Source organism: Sporosarcina siberiensis, from assembly GCF_042681925.1.
In the GTDB taxonomy this organism is placed as follows: Bacteria; Bacillota; Bacilli; order Bacillales_A; family Planococcaceae; genus Sporosarcina; species Sporosarcina siberiensis.
Window position 1 is genome coordinate 22,809 of sequence record NZ_JBHUGI010000024.1, and the last position, 22,124, is coordinate 44,932.

Genomic DNA, 22,124 nt, shown 5'->3' on the forward strand with positions numbered 1-22,124 from the left:
AGTCGTAAAAGAACACTTGTAGTTGGAGGCGTAAGTTTGTGAAGTTTCGTACATATGTAAATAAACATCGTTTTTGGGTACTCGTTCTAATCGTTTCAATTTCTGGTTTTTCACAAGGGATGTTGCTACCGCTCATATCAACAATTTTTGAAAGAGACGGTGTTTCAAGTACTTTGAACGGCCTAAATGCAACGGCTTTGTACATAGGAACTTTACTTGTATCACCATTTATGGAAGCACCGTTACGTCGATTTGGATATAAGCCTACAATTATTTTTGGTGGAGTATTTGTCATACTATCCCTGTTGTCGTTTCCACTTTGGAAAAGTATTGCATTTTGGTTTTTCTTACGTATATTGATTGGGATTGGAGACCATGCACTGCATTTTTCTACACAAACATGGGTGATAAGCTCAGCTTCACCTGGTCGGCTTGGTCGAAACATTTCTATATATGGACTTTCCGTGGGTGTAGGATTTGCAGTGGGTCCAATGTTCGTACCTTTAGTAGATATATATGAAGGATTGCCGTTCATCGTTTCTGCAGGTTTAAGTTTACTTGCCTGGTCTTTTGTGTTTTTGTTGAACAATGATCATCCCGAAGCCATGATGGGGGATTCATCTCAGGTTGGATTTATTTCACGTGCCAAGGCTACGCTTGTTGTATCATGGATAGCGTTCTTAGGTCCATTTGGATTCGGTTTTCTTGAGTCTTCTTTAAATTCTATGTTTCCTATTTATGCTTTGCGAAATGGAATCCCCCTGGCTATGGTGTCATTAATAATACCGGCCTTTTCCGTCGGAGGAATCCTTACGCAGATTCCATTAGGTATTCTATCGGATAAGATTGGTAGAAAACCCGTTCTATTATTAACACTAGGTGGGGGAAGTGTCGCTTTTGCAGGTGCCGGACTAATGGGAGAAAATGCTGTTGGTATTATGATGATGTTCTTTATTGCTGGTCTTTTTGCAGGATCGATTTTTTCATTAGGTATTTCTTATATGTCGGATCTAACTCCGAAATCACTGTTGCCGACGGGGAATTTACTATGTGGAATCTTTTTCAGCATCGGTAGCCTAACCGGTCCAATTCTAGGAGGATTTTTCTTAGAGCTTCAAACAGAATTCAGTTATCTTTTTTTATTCACGCTGTTTTTGGGAACTTTATTCATAATCACTTTGGTATCTAAGCCTACTAAATTCGTGCAAATTGAAACGGGCATCTAAATAGTATTATAAAAAAGAAAACAGGTTAATGAAACCTGTTTTCTACTCTATACTTTCTATTACAGATGTTACTTCGAAAATATTACCATTTTCTTTGGCAATGTACTCGCGCTTTATTTCCCCGAATCCAACAGCAAAATAACTTCTTGAAAAAGCTTCCTCTTCATATTGTTGTTCAAGAACAATAACATTCGAAAAAAATTGTAAAGGTGTATCCAGCTCTTCGGAGATGGATACAACCGTCCATTTATCGATAACCGTACCAACCTCTAAAGGAAATGTTAAATAGTCTCTTATTGGCTGCATCTTATCTAGTTCTTCAATAGTTACAGTGTATATCTCAGTCTCCTTAGGCACTTCTTGCAATACTACGATAGTGTCATCCTCCAAACGATAAGACGTTACAAGTTCCACACCACCATTATCCTCAAATACATTCACGTGATGATCGCCTAACCATTCAGTACGAGATGTGTAAGTAGAGAATTCAATTCCATCACCTTTAAAATAGGCAGTTGTTTTATCAGGCAGAAAGAATTGAGACAAATCCGTTTCTGTTTGTTCTACCGATTCCTCATTAGATTCTTCTTCAGAATTATCTACTTTACCTGGGAGAGTGGCGGTTTTTTCAGTATCGACATTAGGAATGGTGTTATCGATGGTACAAGAAACAAGAAGTAGAACTGAAAGTAATAGTAACGGTATCCATCGCCACATGAAATAACCCAACCTTTCTTATTAAGAATATGTACTACAGTTATCAAAGTTATCCCAATTCATGGTGCATTCAAGCCGTTTTAGTATTCATCCTCATAATCTTATACAAATGAAAAATTAGTACAACAATGGGATTAAACTTCATTGTTGTACTAAAATAGTTACTCATAAATATAGATATCAGAGATTCTGTAAAATCCGTTATCATCGTATACAACTGTATATTCTTTTGTTCGCTCATGAAGGGAATACTCGCCACTCGCGGATATAAACTCGAAAACTTCAAATGTAGTTACGATTGCGTAATCACCTTGGTAACTAATATCAAGAACGGTATTTTCAATAAACTCAAAGGTCATTCCTTTACTAGAAATCTCTTCGATGTAATCGAGCAGTTCGAAGTAAGCTGTGCTACTTGGTAAAATCATATCTTCAATCCAATAAAACTCTTCGTACTCCAGTGCCATTTCATAAGAATCCCTATAATTGAGGATGAAATATTCCAAAGAGTACTCATCGTATATAATATCCGATTCATATTCTTCTACATATTCATCATCAAAAGAGTCATTGTTATAATCGTCTTCAAAATAAGTGTAATCGTCATAGACATCAAATTTCCCATACACTTGCTGTTCGGTCATAGGTGAGTCAGCCCAAGAATTGACGAGATCTAAAACGCTGTACATTGGAATTGAAAAACCAATGCCCACATTCTTTGTATAGAGTAAAGAATTTATGCCGATAACTTTACCAGATTTCGCATCGATTAACGGACCGCCACTACTGCCTTGGTCTATTAGGGCATCAATTTGATACGTATTATCATACGTAAATCCGTATTCAATATTTCGCCCAATGCCTGTTAAATATCCTATAGATGCTGTGTTTTCAAAACCTTGCGGACTACCAATGGCTATTACTTCAGTGCCAATTTCTGATTCCTTTAATTCAGTTAGAAGGGGATCGATGTGAACATAATCTTGTGCGTAAATTAAAGCAATATCGGATTTGTCGGAAATACCGATTACTTTGCCAGGAGTGTCTATACCATTGGAATTCCTGACAACTACATCTGTGTAGCCAACTACCACATGGGCATTTGTTATAATGAAGCCGCCTTTTTTATATAGAAATCCAGAACCAAATCCATCTTCAGTGAAAATGGTGAATACTTTTGGCATTGATTCTTTAATGACGATTGTTTTATCTTTTTCATTAATGACAGTTGAAATTGGTTTAATAACTTCTTTTTTTTCAGGAGCAATAAAAAGTGTTTCTTTTGGTGCAACGATAGTTTCATTATCAATTACTTGTATTTCATTTTTTGGCCATACTTGTATGAATAGATAACTTATACCGGCAATACATAATAAAGAAAACAACAATCCGGAAATCAACCATTTTCGACTTGGTGATTGTTTGTTTTGCTCAATTTTAGTTCCACAATTTTCACAAAAATGTGCAGAGTCAACATATTCTTTACCACATTCACGGCAAAACATTTTATACACCTCCGAGAACTACTTGAAAAAACTATTCAATAATAGTCATTCTGAAAAGTCTGTTTTATACTCTATTATACTATAGAAAGATATAATGCATACCCTTTGAGGGATAAGTCGATTCGGGAATAGTGTTTCGATAGTTTAAAACTTTTACTATTGACTATATAGTTTGCTAAATTACAGCAATATCACAAATGTGTGTCTTGGAGGGTTATCTGTTTAACTCTTGTGGAATATTGGTTAAGATACAGTCTAAGCTTTAATTTACAAAATCAATGCATTTGAAAAGGAGTTTGTTGGATATGAAAATTAAAAAAATCCTATTTCCATTTATAGTAGGTGCACTAGCATTTAGTTTAGCTGCATGTGGTGATGATGACAAAGCAAAAAAAGAGGAAACTCCTAAAGGTGAAGTACAAGAAGAAGCAAAAGAAGAAGTAAGTGAAGATGCAAATGCTGAGCAGGAATCTGCTGAAGAGATGCAAGCAAAGTTAGAAGAACAACAACTGGACGCGAAAAAATTAGTTGCTGTAGTAAATGATGAGGAACTTACAGGTGAGGAATACAACGTTGCATTGGCATCGATTCAAAGTCAAATGATGCAAACTGGACAAGACTTAACTAGTAAGGAATCGATTGAACAAATAAAAGAACAAACAATTGATACGCTTGTGAATCAAGCATTGATTCTTCAAAGTGCAAAAAAAGAAGATATAAAGGCATCAAAAGCTGAGATTGATGAAAAGTATGTAACATTTGAAGAACAATTTGGTGGTAAAAAAGAATTAGAACAAGCGCTTAAAGATCAAAAAGTGGATGAAAAAACTTTTGAAAATCAAATCATTGACTCAATAATATTTGCAAAATATCTTGAAAAGATGATTCCGACCGAAAAAGTATCGGATGAAGAAATTCAAAACTACTACGATCAAGCTGTCGCTGATGCAAAAGAAGCAGAACAAGAGGTTCCACCTTTTGAAGAAGCAAGCGAACAAATCGCAGGTATTCTTTCACAACAAGAACAGCAAAAAAACTTAGCTGCACATGTTGAAGAATTAAAAGAAAATGCTAAAATTGAGTTGAAAATATAAGAACTCATTTTCAAAAGAATATGACATGGGCCACTTAACCTAAACGGTTTTGCGGTCCATGTCTTTTTTTATTCTTTTGCTAATTCACTCGTAGCTGTAATGTCTATTCCGTTCAAGGACTGTGTAGCAAGTCTGTCTGCTTCTGCATTTTGTTTTCGTTGTACGAGCTTATATTCAGGTTGAATACCAAGTTGATTTAATTTCTCTTCTACTTGATCCGCCCAGGCTGAAAGTACTTTTTCTACTACAGACCACTCATCGCTTAGTTGGTTTATGACTACTTGTGAATCTCCAATGAATTGAACGGGTAGATGATGGACTTTCAACTGTTCAAGTTCTTCTATCCCTAAGTACAATGCGGCATATTCTGCCTCATTGTTTGAACGGTGTTCAATTGAGGATGCATTTTTTCTTAATCGAAACGATTTTCCGCTTTGCGTATAGTAGATAACGCAACCCAGTCCGGATTTATTTGTAGATACATCAAAGCCGCCATCAAAATAGACAGTCACATTATGTGGCTCGGTTTCAATTTCGTTCAAATAGGTATTTAATTCTTTTAAAGTCCAATAGCTTTCATATTCATCAATGAAGCGTATATGTTTTGTACGTCCTGTTCTCTCCAAATCTTTTGAAAATAATAGAGCTTTTTCAGCAGACATATCCTTTGATTGAAATATGGTTTCTGCTCCGTTGGGAGTTTTATAAGCCCATTCAATTATTAGCTTCATCTTCAATCCTCCTAATCCATTTCTCATATTATATGAGTTTACCCACTATTCAAGTTATTCATCAAACTTCATGAAATACAAATTGTAATAGGTATATACTATAATTGCAGAGATAAACAATAAGTAAAGTACTTCTTTCTAAATGGAATTGTACTTTATGTGGATCCCAACGATTAAGAGTGAAAAGTAAATTAGAAACACTTGCTATTGAAGAGGCTATGGTGGTAGAAGAAAATGAAAATAGTTAAGATGAGTATTCTTGCGAATAATGTAGACTTTTAATACTTGCAATATAATGGCGATATATATTCATTAAAATAAAATAAAATTATACAGTTTAAAATAGCACGGCTAAACTTTAGCCATGCTACAATTTTAAATTCGAATAGACTGGAGGACTAAAAATGTATGATCCAACTGTGTTTGAAAATTTAAAAGTTGCATTTGAAAATCAAATATATGACCTGGATAATATTGAACAAAAAATAACGATTTCGAACCGTTTAGACCGAATGGACTTATCTATTTTGGCAAGAGATTTCGCTTTGGAGTTTACATTAATCGGAAAACCAGATGTTGCCGTGGAGATCGTTTTAAAAGCATCCTTACAAGATTTATCCGATGAAATATTGGAAAGAACTTCAGTAAATTTAGGTTGTTCTTTATTTGTTAAGTTTAAGAAACAAGTTCATAATGTCGATGTGCAGTGTGAACAGATTGACCAAATATTAAAAAATGCTTGGGAAGATGAAATTAAAATCGTTCAAAAGATCAGTTTTATATATCAAGATGAGTCTTCAACATATTTCGACAATATCGAAATTGAATTCCTTGAAAAAATCAATGAAGAACATATAAGTGATATCAACACATTTTTAAAGCAGATATTGAAAACATTAGAAGAGCTAAATTGTACTTGACCAAAACTTTTATAAGGTCTGTTAACAACCTCACCAGCACATATGGAAAAATTAATTTGTCATAGGAAACACTTTTAGGGACAACCTAATCAGCAATAAGAAGCTGACTGAGGTGAATCAGTTGATAATTGAAAAATCATTAGAATGGAAAGAGGGCTTTATAGAACGGGTTGAAAATCGTGAAGGTTGGGATAATTGGAAACTGTACACTATGAGTTATGAAATAGTGGAAAAAAACTTAATAAAAGAGTTTGATGGTCTGCAGTCTCTTAGATACTTACTTGATTTTACCCCACTCGACCATCAATTAGAGGTAGCGAAGACGGTCATTGAGAGGATGAATGGCAAGGCGCTCCTAGCCGATGAGGTTGGACTTGGAAAAACGATTGAAGCGGGTCTCATCTTAAAGGAGTATTTGGTCCGGGGACTTGTGAAAAAGGCGCTGATTTTAGTTCCAGCCTCTCTTGTCAATCAATGGATTGAAGAACTAAATCAAAAATTCCACATACCGGCTATACAGTATAGAAAGAATTATGATTTAAATCATTGTGATATCGTCGTCATGAGTATGGATATGGCGAAAAGAAGCCCCCACAAAGAAAATATCTACGAACAAAGTTATGATTTAATTATTATTGATGAAGCGCATAAACTGAAAAACCATAAAACGAAAAATTATGAGTTTGTGCAAAATTTAAGAAAAAAGTTTTGTTTATTATTAACTGCCACGCCAATTCAAAACGATGTATTTGAGATTTTCTATTTAATATCCTTGCTAAAGCCAGGACATCTAGGAACTTATGAAAGCTTTCAATCGTCTTTCTCTGCTCGTAAACACAGTTTAGAGCATAATGAATATTTAAAGGAATTAGTGAGTCAGGTGATGGTGAGAAATAGAAGACAAGATACAGAAATTGAGTGGACAAACCGTCGAGTTCAGATATTGCCTCTTGAATTTACGAAAGAAGAAAAGGAAGTATATGATTTAATTTCACAATTAAAAGATGTTTCAACTGTTTTTACAGATTCTTTTTCTATGATCACATTGCAAAAGGAAATGTGCAGCAGTAAAGAAGCTACTTTCTTAACCTTAATAAAAATGCTTGATAAATGTACATGCCTTGAAGATATGTCCCATATGGAAAAAATTATTCGAAAGTTATCCGTATTAGAAATAAACTCAAAAGCTGAAAAAGCATTTGAAATTATTTCGAAGGCAAATGATAAAGTAATCCTCTTCACAGAATACCGAGCAACTCAAGACTATTTACAGGAATTTCTTAATTCGAAGGGAATCTCTAGTGTTATTTTTAATGGACAATTAAATAAAAACAAACGTGAGTGGATCAAACAATTATTCAAGGAAAAAGCACAAGTGCTGATTGCTACAGAATCAGGTAGTGAGGGAATAAACCTTCAATTTTGTCACCACGTTATTAACTACGATTTACCATGGAATCCTATGAAGTTGGAGCAAAGAATTGGACGAGTCCATCGGTTAGGTCAAGAACACGATGTTCATATTTACAATATGGCTATTAAAAATACAATCGAAGATCATATATTGGACTTACTTTATGTTAAAATAGGCGTCTTTGAAAAAGTTGTAGGTGAGTTGGACGATATTTTATCAGCGTATAAAAAATCCATTTGAGATGCATTTGAAGCTTAATATCAAGGGGAGGATGTATATGTATCCGCAACAGATTCACAACTACTTACTTCAATTTTTCAAAGAAAACAAATGTCCGATTTTAAGTAACAATGATTACTATGTTATTGTCCAACTAACAATTGAGATGGATAAAAAAATCATGAACCGGCCATTTTATTGGAAATACCAAGAGAGTATAGGCAGTGAACCAAATCCAGCACAAATAACCTTTATTACAAATAAAAACAAACTAGAGGAAGCCATTACGGGTGAGGTAATCCATTTTGGTTCGCCTCGTTTGGCACAACTTTTTCAAGTAACAAAAGAACTCGGTTCATTTGTACAAATGTTTGAGGAAGTACCTGATGAATTTGGAGATAAAACAATATTAACGCCTTGGTTAGGCATTAATTATAAGGTATCGTACTATAGTGACCAAACAAAAGAGACACTTTATTCTCTAGGTTTAAATTTAATCAATGGCGAACTTGTAAATAACTTTCAAGAAACAATTCGTACTCTCAAATTAGACAAAGATGTTTCAAATAACACATTCAACTTACCCTATGTTATCAAACCAATACGCGCTTTGGAACGATTGGATTCAACCGTAGAAAAAATCATACAAGAAGATGATCACTCATGGGCTGAGGAAGCAAAAATCAGACGGCAAAAAGATGAGAAAACATTGGAGTATTTCTATGCAGAAGTGGAAAATAAGCCAGAGTGTTATGAGATTGAAAAAGAAGCAATGAAACAACAATACGAATCACGAATAAAAATTGAAATCATAAATGGCGGTTTATTTTACTTGAAAAATGTAAAAGAATTTCTTTCAAAAAATAAAAATGAAGGAGTATTGGAAAGTATGTATCGATAGAATTTCTGGTGTGACTATACACCAAGGCCAAACCTTCACCACTTACCGTTGTATAGGTAGGTGGTGTTTTTTAATATGTTTAAGGCCTGTTAACAAAAGGAATATAACTTATTATTAGGTTCAACTGAATGATTATATACATATTCAGAATTTAAATGAATAGAATGGGAATAACATAACAATCGTATAGTCATATTAAAAGGGAGGGTTCTCATTGGTGAAAAATGATACAAGAACATCTATTAAGATCATTGTGACGGTAACATTTTTGATGATGGTAACAATGAATATATTAGCGAATGTTTTACCAATAAACGGCATAACAACAGGTGAAGTATCGGATAAGTACAGCAATTTATTTGCGCCAGCAGGATATACCTTTGCAATTTTGGGGCTAATCTATATTCTCTTGGCAGGTTATACAGTGTACCAACTTGGAATTTTTCAAAAAGTAAATGAGAATTATTTATTGTTGAATAAAATTGGCGTATACTTTTCAATATCTTCTATTGCGAATGTATTATGGATATTGTCATGGCATTTTGACAAGATTGGCTACTCAGTAATTTTGATGGTGGCCATACTTCTATGCTTGATCCAAATAAATCGCATGACATCCAATGAAATCCTTTCACCGATAGAGAAGTTATTCATCCGCCTTCCATTTAGTATCTACTTTGGATGGATCACGGTTGCTTTGATTGCCAATATTACTACTTACTTGGTGAGTATTGGTTGGAGTGGTTTTGGCATTTCTGAAGTGGTGTGGACAATACTCATTCTTTTGGTCGGGGTTATAATCGGAACTATTACAATGTTAACAAATAGAGATGTCGCTTATGGACTTGTATTTGTATGGGCTTATCTAGGCATATTAGTTAAGCATGTATCTGTAAATGGCTATAATGGAGAGTACCTGTCTATAATTGTAATGGCCGCAAGTTGCATACTTTTTTTGATTGTTGAGCTCCTTTATTTATTCAAAGCCAATCGTATTGAACTATAATATGAAAGGCTTTATTCTTTATTTAAGATGAGTTTTCACAGCTATACAAATCTAGGAACCGTATTTTGAAATGAGGTCCACTATATGAGCGAAAACACCTTTGACAACTACCAGTTTGACGACGAAATTAAAAGAGCCCTAGCTTTATTAAAATATGAAATCCCAACAAAAGTTCAAATAGAAGTCATACCAAAAGTATTCGAAAACCGAGATCTTATTGTGAAGTCTCAAACTGGAAGTGGAAAAACAGCATCTTTTGGTATTCCAATTTGCCAAATCATAGAATCAGATTGCATAAATCCGCAAGCCTTAATTTTAACACCAACTCGTGAACTAGCAACTCAAGTACGCGATAACATATCAGATATTGGACGTTTTAAACGTATTAAAACAGTAGCTCTTTATGGTAAAGAACCGATTTCACAACAAATAGAGGAATTCGAACAAAAAATACATATTATCGTAGGAACGCCTGGACGCTTGAAAGACCATATCGAAAGAGGAACCTTTATACTCGATGAAATAAAATACCTGATAATAGATGAAGCAGATGAAATGCTGAATATGGGGTTTTTAAAAGATGTAGAAGCTATTCTTACAAAACTCCCTATAGATAGAAGAACAATGGTTTTTTCAGCAACATATCCTAAAAAGGTTGAAAATATCTGTCGTCAATATATGACAGATCCTATCAATATTTCAATTGCTTCTGAAAATATCCTAACAAATAAAATCGAACAACAAATAATTGAAGTCAATGAAGCAGGGAAGATATCAATGCTTAAGGATATCACAATTGTTGAGAATCCGGATAGTTGTATTATTTTCTGTAAAACTAAAGGACGTGTTGATAAAGTATTTGCCGAATTGGAGAAGTCCAATTATTCATGTGAAAAGATTCATGGTAGTATCAAACAAAATGATCGTTTTTCGGTAATGGAAGGTTTTAAAATAGGGAACTTTCGATATCTTGTAGCGACGGATGTTGCAGCGAGAGGAATTGATGTTAATAATATATCCTTGGTGGTCAATTTTGATATTCCTATTGAAAAAGAGAGCTATGTTCATCGAATAGGTAGAACGGGTCGTGCAGGGAAAACTGGCAAAGCAATTTCTTTTAAAACACCAAGTGACGGCGAAAATTTAAAAGCTATTGAAAAGTACATTGACTATGAAATACCTGTTAGAGTACCGCCAACCACACAAGAAATAGTAAAGATGAAAAATCTTTTCGAGAAAAAAGTTCGAGGTCGCAGAAACGGTATTTAAAATGGGGAAAAAGGTGTAGATGGTATGGGGAAATGGTTTCCACGTTTGTATGATGTAGCAATGAAGCCTTTAGAAAAAACACGGTTTAATAAAATTAGAACCGAGCTTGTTGGCGAAGCAAAGGGAAGAGTCTTGGAAATTGGTTCAGGGACGGGTGTTAATTTTCCGTATTATAAGAACGCTATCCGAGTCGATGCAATCGAACCAAATCCTCTAATGAGTAAGCAAGCCCTAAAACGCATCCAGGAATCACACGTACCGATTGAATTATATTCAGCATCAGCTGAAGAACTTCCATTTGCAGACTCTACATTTGATACCGTCGTTTCAACTCTCGTTTTTTGTACCATTCCTGATCCAGTTAAAGCGTTAAAGGAAATCAGACGGGTTAGTAAAACAGACGCTGAAATAGTGTTTTTTGAACATGTACGAATGGATCAACAAGTATTGGGGAAAGCACAAGACTTATTAACACCACTATGGAAAAAAGGGTTTGACGGATGTCATTTAAACCGCAACACATTAGAAGTAATAAAAGAGTCTGGCTTAGAAATTGAGGGTGTCGATTCTAATTATGGAGGACTATTTCTCACAATTAAGTGTTTGAACTAAAATAATGCAGAAGAGATTTTTTTAAACGAGATAGAGAATAAATGTTTTATCTGAAGAATTAAACATAATACGGTTTCGAAGTTACCTGTCGACTTATTTAGACTTTTTTATTACGGTTCAAAGAAAAACACACAGTCTATAAAATATGGATAGACTGTGTGTACATATTAAGTTAAACACGATGATAATCGGAACGCCAATCAACTATAGATTTTTTTATTGAGTCTGGAGTCATACCTTCTTCAGCAGCTTTCTTTGCCAAAACTGGGAGTTCGGCATCAGATGCAAAACGAAGTGCAATCAGCTGTTGTATTGTTAATCTTGGGTCGATAGGTTCCTTTGTTAAAATAAAATATCTAAATTGTTCTTCTGTGCGAATTAATCGGTCTTGCATTTTTAGTGCATAACTGCGTGCTAAGACACCTGGAATAATACTTAATACAACCAATCCGACTAATAAAAGAGTTTCAAATGTGAAGCTACCATTAATTAACTGCATTACTAGATAAACAATTGTTCCAATAAGCATCAGGAAACTAAGTGGTAACCAGATATAATGCTGTAATGGATAGTATCGTGAGTGATTTTCGTACGATTGTTCTTTCATTTCATACATTCCTCCAAATGGTATAATACCTATAGAGGTATTATACCTCCTATTAAGAAATAGTACATTTCTTTGCTTAGATAATAAAAAATATCATTGCATATAAGATGAAAACATTTTATTAAGTGAGGATAAGGGTATAATGTATTAAAAGTGGTAGACACTGAGTCGGTGAACCTTGAAAAAAAGAAAGAAGAAAGGAGTATTTATGACTAAAATAAATAATATAGACGAAGCAGGATGGAATCTTGAAAACAGCTATAGTCGTTTATCAGAATCCTTTTTTTCTATCGTCAAACCCAACCTTGTGCAATCACCTAAACTTGTTATATTTAATAACTCCTTAGCTGAATCGTTAGGTTTCAATATAGAGCATTTTAAAAGTGAAAAAGGTGTAGCAATTTTAGGTGGAAACGAACTTCCTGAGGGTGCTGTTGGTTTAGCTCAAGCTTATGCAGGCCATCAATTTGGTCATTTTGCGATGCTTGGTGATGGACGTGCTTTGTTAATCGGAGAGCAAGTCACTCCTACAGGCGAGCGTTTTGACATTCAGCTTAAAGGGTCAGGTTTAACACCATATTCTAGAGGAGGGGATGGCCGAGCTGGGCTTGGGCCTATGTTGCGTGAGTACATAATTAGTGAAGCCATGAATGCACTAGGGATTCCGACTACTCGTAGTCTTGCGGTTGTTACAACTGGGGAATCCATTGCGCGCGAAACGTATCTTCCGGGGGCAATACTAACCCGCGTTGCTTCAAGTCATTTGCGTTTTGGTACATTTCAATACGTCGCAAAATGGTGCACACTCGACGAACTTAAATCTTTAGCAGACTATGCAATTAAACGTCATTATCCAGAAATTGAACTGGATGAAAATAGATATCTTTCATTCATTCAAGAAGTCATCAAACGACATGCTTCTCTAGTTGCAAAATGGCAACTGGTTGGTTTTATTCATGGTGTTATGAATACCGATAATATGACTATAAGCGGAGAGACCATCGATTATGGCCCATGCGCTTTTATGGATGATTACAGTCCAACAACTGTTTTCAGTTCAATTGATGTACAGGGAAGATACGCTTACGGCAATCAGCCACATATTGTTGGTTGGAATCTTGCACGATTCGCGGAAACTTTAATTCCATTACTGGATGAAGATGATGCCGAAGCTATTAAGCTGGCACAAGAAGCAATCTCAGAGTATCCAGGACTTTATCGTAGCAACTGGCTAGAAGGCATGAGACACAAGCTCGGCCTATTTAATGAAGAAGCTGAGGATGAAGATCTTTTTAATGAATTGCTTACTGTAATGGATAATAATAGTTCAGATTATACAAATACTTTTGTTGCACTTTCATTCGATAAGTTGCAAGGGATTTCTCTTTTTGACACAGTAGAGTTTACCGAGTGGCATGAAAAATGGCAGGTAAGATTGAGTAGACAATCAGAAACAATTGAGTTGTCTCAGCAATTGATGAAAGCTAATAACCCTGCACTAATTCCACGAAATCATCAGGTAGAACACGCTTTAGAATCTGCAGTTAATAATGGTGATTACGGAGTGATGGAGGATTTGCTTAAAGTTCTTTCGGTCCCTTATGCTCATACAGCCGATCAAGTTAAGTATTCCAAGCCCGTACAGAATTCAGTTCCTTATCAAACCTTTTGTGGTACTTAATTGTTTTTATAGAAAAAGAAATCACCAATTACCTGGTTAAAGGTAATTGGTGATATTTTATTTGGGACAGTATTATTATATGTTTAACTAACATATAACAATGATTTTAAAAGGAGTTGTTTGTGCAGGTATGCTTCTTGTGGTGGGGCCATAGGTGACGATTAAGTTGCGGTTAATAGGATTATGATTAAAGGATTGACCATTTTCTAAAACAATTTCAGTGCCGGAAGATATATTTAACATTAAACTTCCATCGCTACTGATTAACTGACTGTTAAAAAAGTCTACTTTCACATTTTGATAGGGATGTTCTTTGGTCATAACGATTGCTCGATACTGTGGTGGATAGATTAATGGAACAGGAGCATTGGCGTCATAAAACCCGGTTACACGATCTCCAACAGCCACCATTTCATGGTCAATGAAATAAGTCTCTGGTTCAATGACAAAATTCACTACATTTCCATAGCCACTATCTACTGAGAACAGTTGGTAACAACCTCTATTTTCATCGTTTGTACTTATTTGGAAATCACTAATTGATGTAACAGTCCCACTGAATTGTTGAAAGTTCATAAAACCATTTCCTTCCTAATGAAAGAATATTCACCTCATCTAGCCTATGCTTTACTGGGACTGTATGTTAATGTCTTGAGAACAAAAAGAGTCAGCTTTAATGAGCTGACTCTTTTTGATGCTATTTGTTTTAAAGGCATAGAGTGTTCAAATAGTATAGTCTATTCCGAACTTGTTTACTGCTTAAGAAAAGTCTTTATTCCGTGATTTTTCTTCCTCTTTTATAACGTGTTGCAAGTCCTTGATACTTTCTTCACGACGTTCATTTTTTTCTTTAATTGTTTTATGTTCTTTTCCAACTGCAAATTCCGCCGCAGCTTCTGCGGCTTCCATATTACTAATTGTTTTCTTTAGTATATTTACATTCGAATCGGAGTCATTGGGTTTTGGTTTAACCGGGGACATTTTCTTTCCTCCTTTTATTCAATTAAAAGTTAGTATGTCCCAATCTAATTAGATTATGTATAGGCAGTTGGTTGCGCCTATTTTTCTGTTTCATTCACAATTATTTTTGTTATGTATTTCATCGTCATTTTTAAAGCTTCATCGATATCATAATTTGTTCGATTATTTAAAACGGTAGTTAGCATTCCTTGCCATACTAAATTTGTCATTTCGTTAATATCTTCCGCTTGGTTTTTGTTAATAAGACCATTATTGACTGCGATATTCAACATTGATTCTCCTCTTTTAAAGACGCTTCGTTGCAGCAGTATAGGTTTGATACTTTCAGGAATATTAATAAGATCCGATGGATAAATTTCATAGTATTCTTCCAATAATTTTTCGGGTTGAGCACCCAAATCCATTATGAAAACAGTGTGAAAAATTTCGGGTTGTGAAAAAGAGTATTTGGAAAAACATTCCCATGCTAGTTTATATTTATCTAAGGGAGTATCTCCTAATTTAATATAAGACGCTAATTCATTTGTATAATCTTTCAGTAGAGTCATAGATGCAAAGAAGGTTAAATGTGATAGATCTTTAAAATAATTATATATCGTTGAACTATTATAACCTGCACGATCTGCAACTTTACGTATCGTGACCTGATCCATTCCTTCTTCTTGTATTATGTTTACTGTTGCTTCAATGAAATACTTCCACATTCGACTTTTTTGTATTATTTTATTGGGCATGATTGTTCTTCCTTTCTTAAACTATGAATAAAGTATACATTAATTTCTGCAATAGACTAATAATTATGTATCGTTGTTTAAATTTGAGTATTACACCACCATCGGATAGAGATGGGATTTTACAAGATATTCATTGGTCGAGTGGTGATTTTGGATATTTTCCTTCATACACACTTGGGTACATGTATGCCACACAATTACATAATTCATTAAAGAAAGAAATGGACTTTGATGAACGTATAAGTTATAAAAGTAGCGAGTCATTCACTAATGGAATGTCTCGCTACTTTTTTTGCTTATTTTTATCATGAATTGAATCTGAAATATATGATTCATTTTATTTTCAAATATAATAGCTAGTTTTGTACACCTTTCTTACGATTGACCTTTACAATGTCTTCATATGGGTTTTTTTTATTGTTTATTAAATCATTCAATATTAAAGCACCAGCCATTGAATAACATGTTCCGTTTCCTTCATAGCCTAATAAATAATATACTGATTTCATTTGTGGATCCCTTCCGATAAAAGGAAGTCCATCTACAGAGGATCCAAATAAAGCATTCCAAGCATAGGAGATTTCAATGTCGATTTCCGGGAAAATGGATTGAATTTGATTTTTTATATCATTTGCTTTTGCTAAAATGAAGTTCTGATTTTCTTCAACATAATCTATTTCCTCGTCTAATCCACCAGCGATGATTCGATGATCTTTTGTTGTGCGAAAGTATAGATAAGGATTTTTAGTTTCCCAAATCATGACTTCATCTTTCCACGGTGAAGAAGATAAAGGTTTAGAGCAAAAAGCATAGGTACGATTTATTTTGCTTTTGTTATGAATAGCGGGATATTGTTTTACATATCCTGTAGTCAATATGAGATGTTCGCATGTAATTGAATGGCCATCAATAGTGAATACCTTATTTTCTATCAAGTTATCCAAATCAATTTCCGTATGTTCATAATAGCGAACACCTAGTTCGTCATTCATTTGTGTCAATGCTTGAATAAATTTGAAAGGATTTACTTCGGCATCACCACATGTTTTTATAGCACACGGCTTGTCAATTGAGTATCTTTTTATTAATTCTTCATTTGTAAGAAATTCCACTGGGAACTGATACTTCTTTAAATATTCGAATTCCACCTTCAACTTTTGAACATCTTCATCACTTGAGGCATAGTAGATGCTATCTTTATTAATGTATTCCGTATCATCGCTTAGCTGTGCATTGATTGAGTCTAGATGCTTCATGGCATTCAAACACATTTTATAAAATAATACAGCTTGTTCTTCGCCTATATCATCTACAAAATCACTGAGCATTTTATCGCTCGTATATTGCAATAAACCAGTATTCGCGGCGCTGCTGCCTTCTCCAATTCGATGACGTTCAACTACTGTTACTTCCATTCCGTTAGCTGCTAGTACATGTGCAGTTAAAGCTGCTGACATACCTCCACCAACAATAAGAATTTCTGTATGAAAAGATTTTGTAATTTTATCAAACTTAGAATTTGCATCCATTGTTTTATTCCAGTAAAGATCACCACTATGTAGCTTCATAAAACTTCCTTCTTTCCCAAATGTTTTATTAACTTTTACTTTCCCCTAATTGAAAACTTAAAAACAATATTCACGTAATTCTTCAATTAAACATGGAATCGAGTTAACAAATTTCACGAAGATCACATAGAAATGCTGTTCAAATGAACTGAACAATGAAGCAGAGTAGTTCTAAAGATATTAGAGTAATGTGAAACGGGGGACATCCAATGTTCTCCGTTTTTTATATTTAGTATCATTACATATAAAGTTGTGAGAAGATTACGTATAATGGTTCATTTAAATCGATAAAGGGGGTCCAAGAGATGTTTTTATCGATCAAAGATATTATGGAGTTGGAATTGTTAGCGAATGCAACGATTAAAGCTGGAAAAGAGATAATAACAGACAAAGTGGTGGAGTGGATCTCAGTGATTGAAAGCCCAGTAGAAAACTTTGTTCGTGAAAATGAACTCGTTCTAACTACGGGAATAGGATGCTTTAAAGACTCGGAAGAATTAATGGGATTTGTCCATGATGTATATGAATCGGGCGCATCTGCTTTAGCGTTCGCAACGGGAAGATATATTTTTGAAATTCCTGGAGAAATTATTCACTATGCTGAAGAAAGATCTTTTCCTATAATTGATATTCCGTGGGAAGTGCGGTTCGCTGATATTATTCATGAAGTGCTGTTTAAATTAAAAGATTTGAAGAAAGATGAAATGAAACGGAGTGAAAAAGCACAACAGCTTCTTATACAAATGATTATTCAAGGTAAAACGTTAGAACAAATTACTGCATATATAGAAAAGGAATTAGGAAAACCAGTAATCATTCGCAATCGGCTCGGTGAAGTAGTTGCAGGAACTAACATATCACCTGATATATTTAAAGTTTTAAATGAAGTGAACACTGAAATTGAAATTCAACAGTCACATCACCCGATTCATTCAGAAATAAAGAAAATAGAAAGTGCCACTCATCAATATTTACACTTTGCTATTCAGTCGAATGGTAATTATGACGGAGATTTCTTCATTCAACTAAAATTCGAGGAAAATCTAACTGAACAGGATATCGTAATTGTCGAACAGGCGGTGGTTGCGACCGCTTTGTGGTTTTCACGGACAAGTGCTGTCATGGAAGCGGAAAGCCGCATGCAGAATGAGTATATTTTGAGGTTAGCAAAAGAATCCGAAATGACAGATGAGTATGTAGAATCTCATGCTGCTTTTTTCGGATTTAATCTATCACTACCTTATGTATGTATCGTTGGTCATCCGCAAAATTTATCAGATTTAATTGAACACAAAAAAAATGTCAACGACTCTGCTAAAACTCATTTGAAGCAGATAAGTATATACGTCCGGGAAGGATTTACTTATGCCGGAGAAAATGTTCAACGCGAAATATTAATAGGAATCGATACAAACGAAGTAATCTTATTTTTAGAAGTGGATGAAGATTCGAAGCAAGAAACAGTAAATCAATATCTTGATTTAGTGGAACGAAGATTTAGTCATTTATTACCTGGCGCTACATTTTCATGGGGGATAGGGAGGCATAAGACTGGTTTAAAAGATTTCAATAAAAGCTATCAAAAGGCTAAATCCGCCCTGGACATGGGGATGAAACAGCGAGGAATTGGACTTCGCATACATTTTGAAGAAACAAAATTCAATCGTTTATTATTAAATCTGTCACTTAATAAGGAAGTGAGGGAAATTGTTACATCAACAATTTCTCCAATAGTAAAATACGATTTTAATAGAGATATGGAATTAGTGAAAACAATTACCGCATATACACGTAATAACGGAAATATCAGCCAAACTGCGAGAGACTTAAATTTGCATAGACAATCTCTGTTGTATCGATTGAGAAAAATAGAGTCATTAACAGATCTTTCACTTGTAGATCCAGATGACTATTTTTTAATGGATTTTAGTGCAAAAATTTGGACAGCGGGGATACTTGAAGAATAATACAATCACAATATTAAACACTCAAGAAGGTTTGGAAATGATTCATTTTCAAACCTTTTTTTTATGATTGAAAATGTGTATGAACTAATTCTTGAAAAGTTCATACACAATTGACGGTGTATTTAAATTATTCAGAATATATAATGATAGTTACCAACAAGAACTAGTTTAGCGAACCGAATTCAATTTAAAAAATAGGGAGGGGTTTAAATGTTGCAATTTAACATGAGTGAATTTATGGAAAGAATGAGTCAAACGAAAAAAAGCATGTATGAAAAAGGAATAGATGTTCTGTTAATTACAGATCCTGCAAATATGAATTATTTATCAGGTTACGATGGATGGTCTTTTTATGTAGACCAAATGCTTGTTGTTATCGCTGATGAAAATCAACCAATATGGATTGGACGGAAAATGGATGCCAAAGCCGCGCAATTGACAACTTGGTTATATCAAGAAAACATCATACCTTATCCAGAAGACCACGTCCAATCGAATCAGAAGCATCCAATGGATTTCGTCGCTAAAATACTTACACAAATAGGTCAATCAAATCGTCGCATTGGTACTGAAATGAGTTCCTATTATTTTTCAGCCTTAGCATATGAAAAATTAAGAGTAAATCTACCTAACGCTATTTTTTCCGATGCAAGTTTGCTCGTAAATTATGTTCGAATAATTAAATCCGATCAAGAAATTGATTATATGAAAAAAGCAGCTAAAATAGCAGAGCTTGGAATGGATATGGCTGTATCTTCAATTCAAGAAGGCGTAAGGGAATGTGATGTAGCTGCAAATATTTATCATTCGCTAATAAGTGGGACTACAGAATACGGCGGAGATTATCCTTCGATTGTCCCTTTATTGCCTGCAGGTGAAAATACATCTACTCCACATTTAACGTGGACTGATCGTAAATATACAAATAATGAATTGGTCATTATTGAACTAGCGGGCTGTCATAAACGATATCATTCTCCTATGTCAAGAACGGTTTCGCTTGGTAAACCAACAGAGGAGGCAACGGAGGCTGCAAGCGTATTAGTGGAAGGCATCAATTCCGTCATTGAATTTGTGAGACCAGGGGTGACATGTGAAGAAGTCGAAAAGGTATGGAATGATATAATCTCGAAATATGGAATTGTGAAAGAATCTAGAATAGGTTACTCCATTGGCATGAGCTATCCACCTGATTGGGGCGAGCGGACTCTGAGCATTCGAAAAGGGGATTTGACTATACTGCAACCAAACATGACGTTTCACCTCATGCCTGCGCTTTGGTTCGATAATTATGGTATAGAAATTAGTGAATCAATCCGAGTGACAGGTAATGGCTGCGAAGCCTTAGCAGATTATAAACGTGAACTCATTATAAAGGATCAACTTCATATTGCGTTATAGTTTATCGGGATATACACACGAGTCATTTTGACCTGGACGAGAAATGTCTGTTAATTGGGGTGACAATTCTTGTGGAATCGGCTTTAAATCTCTTAATTGAATAAGAGTTTTGGAAGGCCATCCGATTTGAAAGAGGAAGGCGTGATAAAAGATGAAAGTACAAGAGGCAAACAACTTTACTCGGATCGAAGTACTTAATCCACAGGACAATTCAATTATAGGTACAGTTCCTTCAGCGACGAAAGAAGATTTGCATCGGATAATCGAAGGTGCTAGGGAAGGTGCGAAAACAGCAGCTAAAATGACCGTTCATTTCAGAATGGAAGTGTTAAATAAAGCAGCAAATTACATTGCTGAAAATCATGAGAAATATGCAATAATGATTTCAAGAGAAGGCAGTAAAACAATAAGGGAAGCTAGATCCGAAGTGAAGCGCTGTATTCAAACATTGAAAATCAGCGCGGAAGAAGCAAGAAGAATAAACGGAGAAACGATTCCTTTCAGCCAATCCGAAGGGAATGAAAATAGAGTGGGTTATTATTACAAGGTGCCGATAGGAATTATCGCTGCAATCACTCCTTTCAACGATCCCTTAAATTTGGTGGCGCATAAGGTTGGTCCGGCGATAGCATCTGGAAATGCAATTATCGTCAAACCCTCGTCTGCTACACCTCTAAGCGCAATTCTATTGGCAGAAGCTTTTGAAAATGCTGGACTACCAGAGAAAGTGCTTTCGATAATTACAGGTAACGGGAACGTCATAGGAGATTTACTTGTATCACATCCCGCCATTCGAATGGTTTCATTCACTGGGGGTCTAGAGACAGGAGAAAAGATTGCACATAAAGTTGGTTTGAAAAAATTAAGTATGGAACTAGGATCCAATTCCCCAGTAATTGTGCTAAAAGATGCAGATTTGGAAGCCGCTGTGAAAGCCAGTGTTTCTGGCGCGTTTTATGCGGCTGGACAGAACTGCTTGGGTGTTCAAAGGGTTTTTATAGAAGAAGAAGTCTTCGATACATTTAGCGATTCGTTTGTTGAAATGACAAAAAGATATAAAGTTGGAGATAAAATGTTAGAAGCTACGGATATGGGCCCCCTCATTAATGAAAAAGAAGCGATTCGGATTGAAACTTGGGTTAATGAAGCGGTATCTAAAGGAGCAAAATTACTCACCGGTGGAATGCGTGATGGTGCATTTTACTCTCCTACGGTATTAACTGAGGTGCCTTCTAATAGCGTTATTGCCTATGAAGAAGTTTTTGGACCTGTTGTCTTACTCTATTCTATAGCTGACTTAGATGAAGCAATTGAAAAATCTAATGATGTGAACTACGGATTGCAAGCGGGAATATTTACAAAAGACTTGGAAAAAGCATTTGCTGCTATTCATAAAATGGATGTGGGTGGATTGATGATTAACGATAGCAGCGATTTCCGTATTGATAGTATGCCGTTTGGTGGGGTAAAAGGTTCTGGGCTTGGAAGAGAAGGAGTGAAATTCGCAATACAGGAAATGACAGAACCAAAAGTCGTGTGCTTTAACCTTAAATAATTTACTTCCAAAAATG

Annotated in this window: 20 protein-coding genes and 1 pseudogene; 13 read left to right on the forward strand and 8 right to left on the reverse strand. The window is 35.0% G+C overall.

The genetic code is table 11. The annotated features are described in order from the left end of the window. Positions 1-38: 38 nt before the first annotated feature. Positions 39-1,226: an MFS transporter gene (locus ACFSFY_RS08040; RefSeq protein WP_381536978.1), complete on the forward strand. Its 1,188-nt coding sequence runs from the start codon at positions 39-41 to the stop codon at positions 1,224-1,226. 42 nt (positions 1,227-1,268) lie between these two features. On the opposite strand, the gene ACFSFY_RS08045 is transcribed toward ACFSFY_RS08040, so the two are convergent. Both ACFSFY_RS08045 and ACFSFY_RS08050 read right to left on the reverse strand, forming a co-directional pair. Continuing rightward, the gene (locus tag ACFSFY_RS08045; protein ID WP_381536980.1) at positions 1,269-1,943 is read right to left on the reverse strand and encodes a hypothetical protein; all 675 of its coding nucleotides are present in this window, start codon (positions 1,941-1,943) and stop codon (positions 1,269-1,271) included. Between the two features lie 161 nt (positions 1,944-2,104). Next, positions 2,105-3,448: a trypsin-like peptidase domain-containing protein gene (locus ACFSFY_RS08050; protein WP_381536982.1), complete on the reverse strand. Its 1,344-nt coding sequence runs from the start codon at positions 3,446-3,448 to the stop codon at positions 2,105-2,107. Between the two features lie 305 nt (positions 3,449-3,753). Between ACFSFY_RS08050 and ACFSFY_RS08055 the strand changes: the two genes are divergently transcribed. Continuing rightward, complete coding sequence (locus tag ACFSFY_RS08055; protein WP_381536984.1) at positions 3,754-4,542, forward strand: SurA N-terminal domain-containing protein; 789 nt, start codon at positions 3,754-3,756, stop codon at positions 4,540-4,542. Positions 4,543-4,610: 68 nt separating this feature from the next. Here the strand turns inward: ACFSFY_RS08055 and ACFSFY_RS08060 are convergent, their stop codons facing one another. Continuing rightward, entirely contained in the window at positions 4,611-5,273 is a 663-nt protein-coding gene (locus ACFSFY_RS08060) for a reverse transcriptase-like protein (protein WP_381536986.1), read from the reverse strand. A gap of 404 nt (positions 5,274-5,677) precedes the next feature. Between ACFSFY_RS08060 and ACFSFY_RS08065 the strand changes: the two genes are divergently transcribed. The 6 genes from ACFSFY_RS08065 (at position 5,678) to ACFSFY_RS08090 (ending at position 11,614) form a co-directional block, all read left to right on the forward strand. Continuing rightward, positions 5,678-6,193 (forward strand): hypothetical protein, encoded by a 516-nt coding sequence (locus tag ACFSFY_RS08065; RefSeq protein WP_381536988.1) that lies wholly within the window; start codon positions 5,678-5,680, stop codon positions 6,191-6,193. Positions 6,194-6,314: 121 nt separating this feature from the next. Further along, entirely contained in the window at positions 6,315-7,847 is a 1,533-nt protein-coding gene (locus ACFSFY_RS08070) for a DEAD/DEAH box helicase (RefSeq protein WP_381537529.1), read from the forward strand. Between the two features lie 37 nt (positions 7,848-7,884). Continuing rightward, positions 7,885-8,727: a YqhG family protein gene (locus ACFSFY_RS08075; protein WP_381536990.1), complete on the forward strand. Its 843-nt coding sequence runs from the start codon at positions 7,885-7,887 to the stop codon at positions 8,725-8,727. Between the two features lie 217 nt (positions 8,728-8,944). Continuing rightward, complete coding sequence (locus ACFSFY_RS08080; RefSeq protein WP_381537531.1) at positions 8,945-9,733, forward strand: tryptophan-rich sensory protein; 789 nt, start codon at positions 8,945-8,947, stop codon at positions 9,731-9,733. Between the two features lie 84 nt (positions 9,734-9,817). After that, positions 9,818-11,002 carry a DEAD/DEAH box helicase gene (locus ACFSFY_RS08085; protein ID WP_381536993.1) on the forward strand — a complete coding sequence of 395 codons (1,185 nt, stop codon included), beginning with the start codon at positions 9,818-9,820 and terminating at the stop codon, positions 11,000-11,002. Positions 11,003-11,026: 24 nt separating this feature from the next. Next, on the forward strand, positions 11,027-11,614 hold the full coding sequence (locus tag ACFSFY_RS08090) for a class I SAM-dependent methyltransferase (protein WP_381536995.1): 588 nt from the start codon (positions 11,027-11,029) through the stop codon (positions 11,612-11,614). A 172-nt stretch (positions 11,615-11,786) separates the two neighbouring features. Here ACFSFY_RS08090 and ACFSFY_RS08095 read toward each other — a convergent pair whose 3' ends face one another. Next, positions 11,787-12,221: a DUF6526 family protein gene (locus tag ACFSFY_RS08095; protein ID WP_381536997.1), complete on the reverse strand. Its 435-nt coding sequence runs from the start codon at positions 12,219-12,221 to the stop codon at positions 11,787-11,789. 208 nt (positions 12,222-12,429) lie between these two features. Here ACFSFY_RS08095 and ACFSFY_RS08100 point away from each other — a divergent pair, with 208 nt between their 5' ends. After that, positions 12,430-13,902: a protein adenylyltransferase SelO gene (locus ACFSFY_RS08100; RefSeq protein WP_381536999.1), complete on the forward strand. Its 1,473-nt coding sequence runs from the start codon at positions 12,430-12,432 to the stop codon at positions 13,900-13,902. Between the two features lie 87 nt (positions 13,903-13,989). On the opposite strand, the gene ACFSFY_RS08105 is transcribed toward ACFSFY_RS08100, so the two are convergent. The 3 genes from ACFSFY_RS08105 to ACFSFY_RS08115 form a co-directional block, all read right to left on the reverse strand. After that, positions 13,990-14,478 (reverse strand): hypothetical protein, encoded by a 489-nt coding sequence (locus ACFSFY_RS08105; RefSeq protein WP_381537001.1) that lies wholly within the window; start codon positions 14,476-14,478, stop codon positions 13,990-13,992. Between the two features lie 183 nt (positions 14,479-14,661). After that, entirely contained in the window at positions 14,662-14,883 is a 222-nt protein-coding gene (locus tag ACFSFY_RS08110) for a small, acid-soluble spore protein tlp (RefSeq protein WP_381537003.1), read from the reverse strand. Between the two features lie 77 nt (positions 14,884-14,960). Next, on the reverse strand, positions 14,961-15,617 hold the full coding sequence (locus tag ACFSFY_RS08115; RefSeq protein ID WP_381537005.1) for a TetR/AcrR family transcriptional regulator: 657 nt from the start codon (positions 15,615-15,617) through the stop codon (positions 14,961-14,963). A gap of 83 nt (positions 15,618-15,700) precedes the next feature. Here ACFSFY_RS08115 and ACFSFY_RS08120 point away from each other — a divergent pair. Next, a pseudogene (locus ACFSFY_RS08120) lies at positions 15,701-15,928 on the forward strand (carboxypeptidase M32); the annotation flags it as partial. Positions 15,929-15,973: 45 nt separating this feature from the next. Here ACFSFY_RS08120 and ACFSFY_RS08125 read toward each other — a convergent pair. Beyond that, a complete protein-coding gene (locus ACFSFY_RS08125; protein WP_381537006.1) occupies positions 15,974-17,185 on the reverse strand; it encodes an NAD(P)/FAD-dependent oxidoreductase in 1,212 nt (403 codons plus the stop codon). 305 nt (positions 17,186-17,490) lie between these two features. Here ACFSFY_RS08125 and ACFSFY_RS08130 point away from each other — a divergent pair, with 305 nt between their 5' ends. The 3 genes from ACFSFY_RS08130 (at position 17,491) to ACFSFY_RS08140 (ending at position 22,108) form a co-directional block, all read left to right on the forward strand. Then, the gene (locus ACFSFY_RS08130) at positions 17,491-19,152 is read left to right on the forward strand and encodes a PucR family transcriptional regulator (RefSeq protein ID WP_381537008.1); all 1,662 of its coding nucleotides are present in this window, start codon (positions 17,491-17,493) and stop codon (positions 19,150-19,152) included. A 210-nt stretch (positions 19,153-19,362) separates the two neighbouring features. Continuing rightward, the gene (locus ACFSFY_RS08135) at positions 19,363-20,553 is read left to right on the forward strand and encodes a M24 family metallopeptidase (protein ID WP_381537009.1); all 1,191 of its coding nucleotides are present in this window, start codon (positions 19,363-19,365) and stop codon (positions 20,551-20,553) included. A 151-nt stretch (positions 20,554-20,704) separates the two neighbouring features. Next, the gene (locus ACFSFY_RS08140) at positions 20,705-22,108 is read left to right on the forward strand and encodes an aldehyde dehydrogenase family protein (protein WP_381537011.1); all 1,404 of its coding nucleotides are present in this window, start codon (positions 20,705-20,707) and stop codon (positions 22,106-22,108) included. The last annotated feature ends 16 nt before the right edge of the window (positions 22,109-22,124 follow it).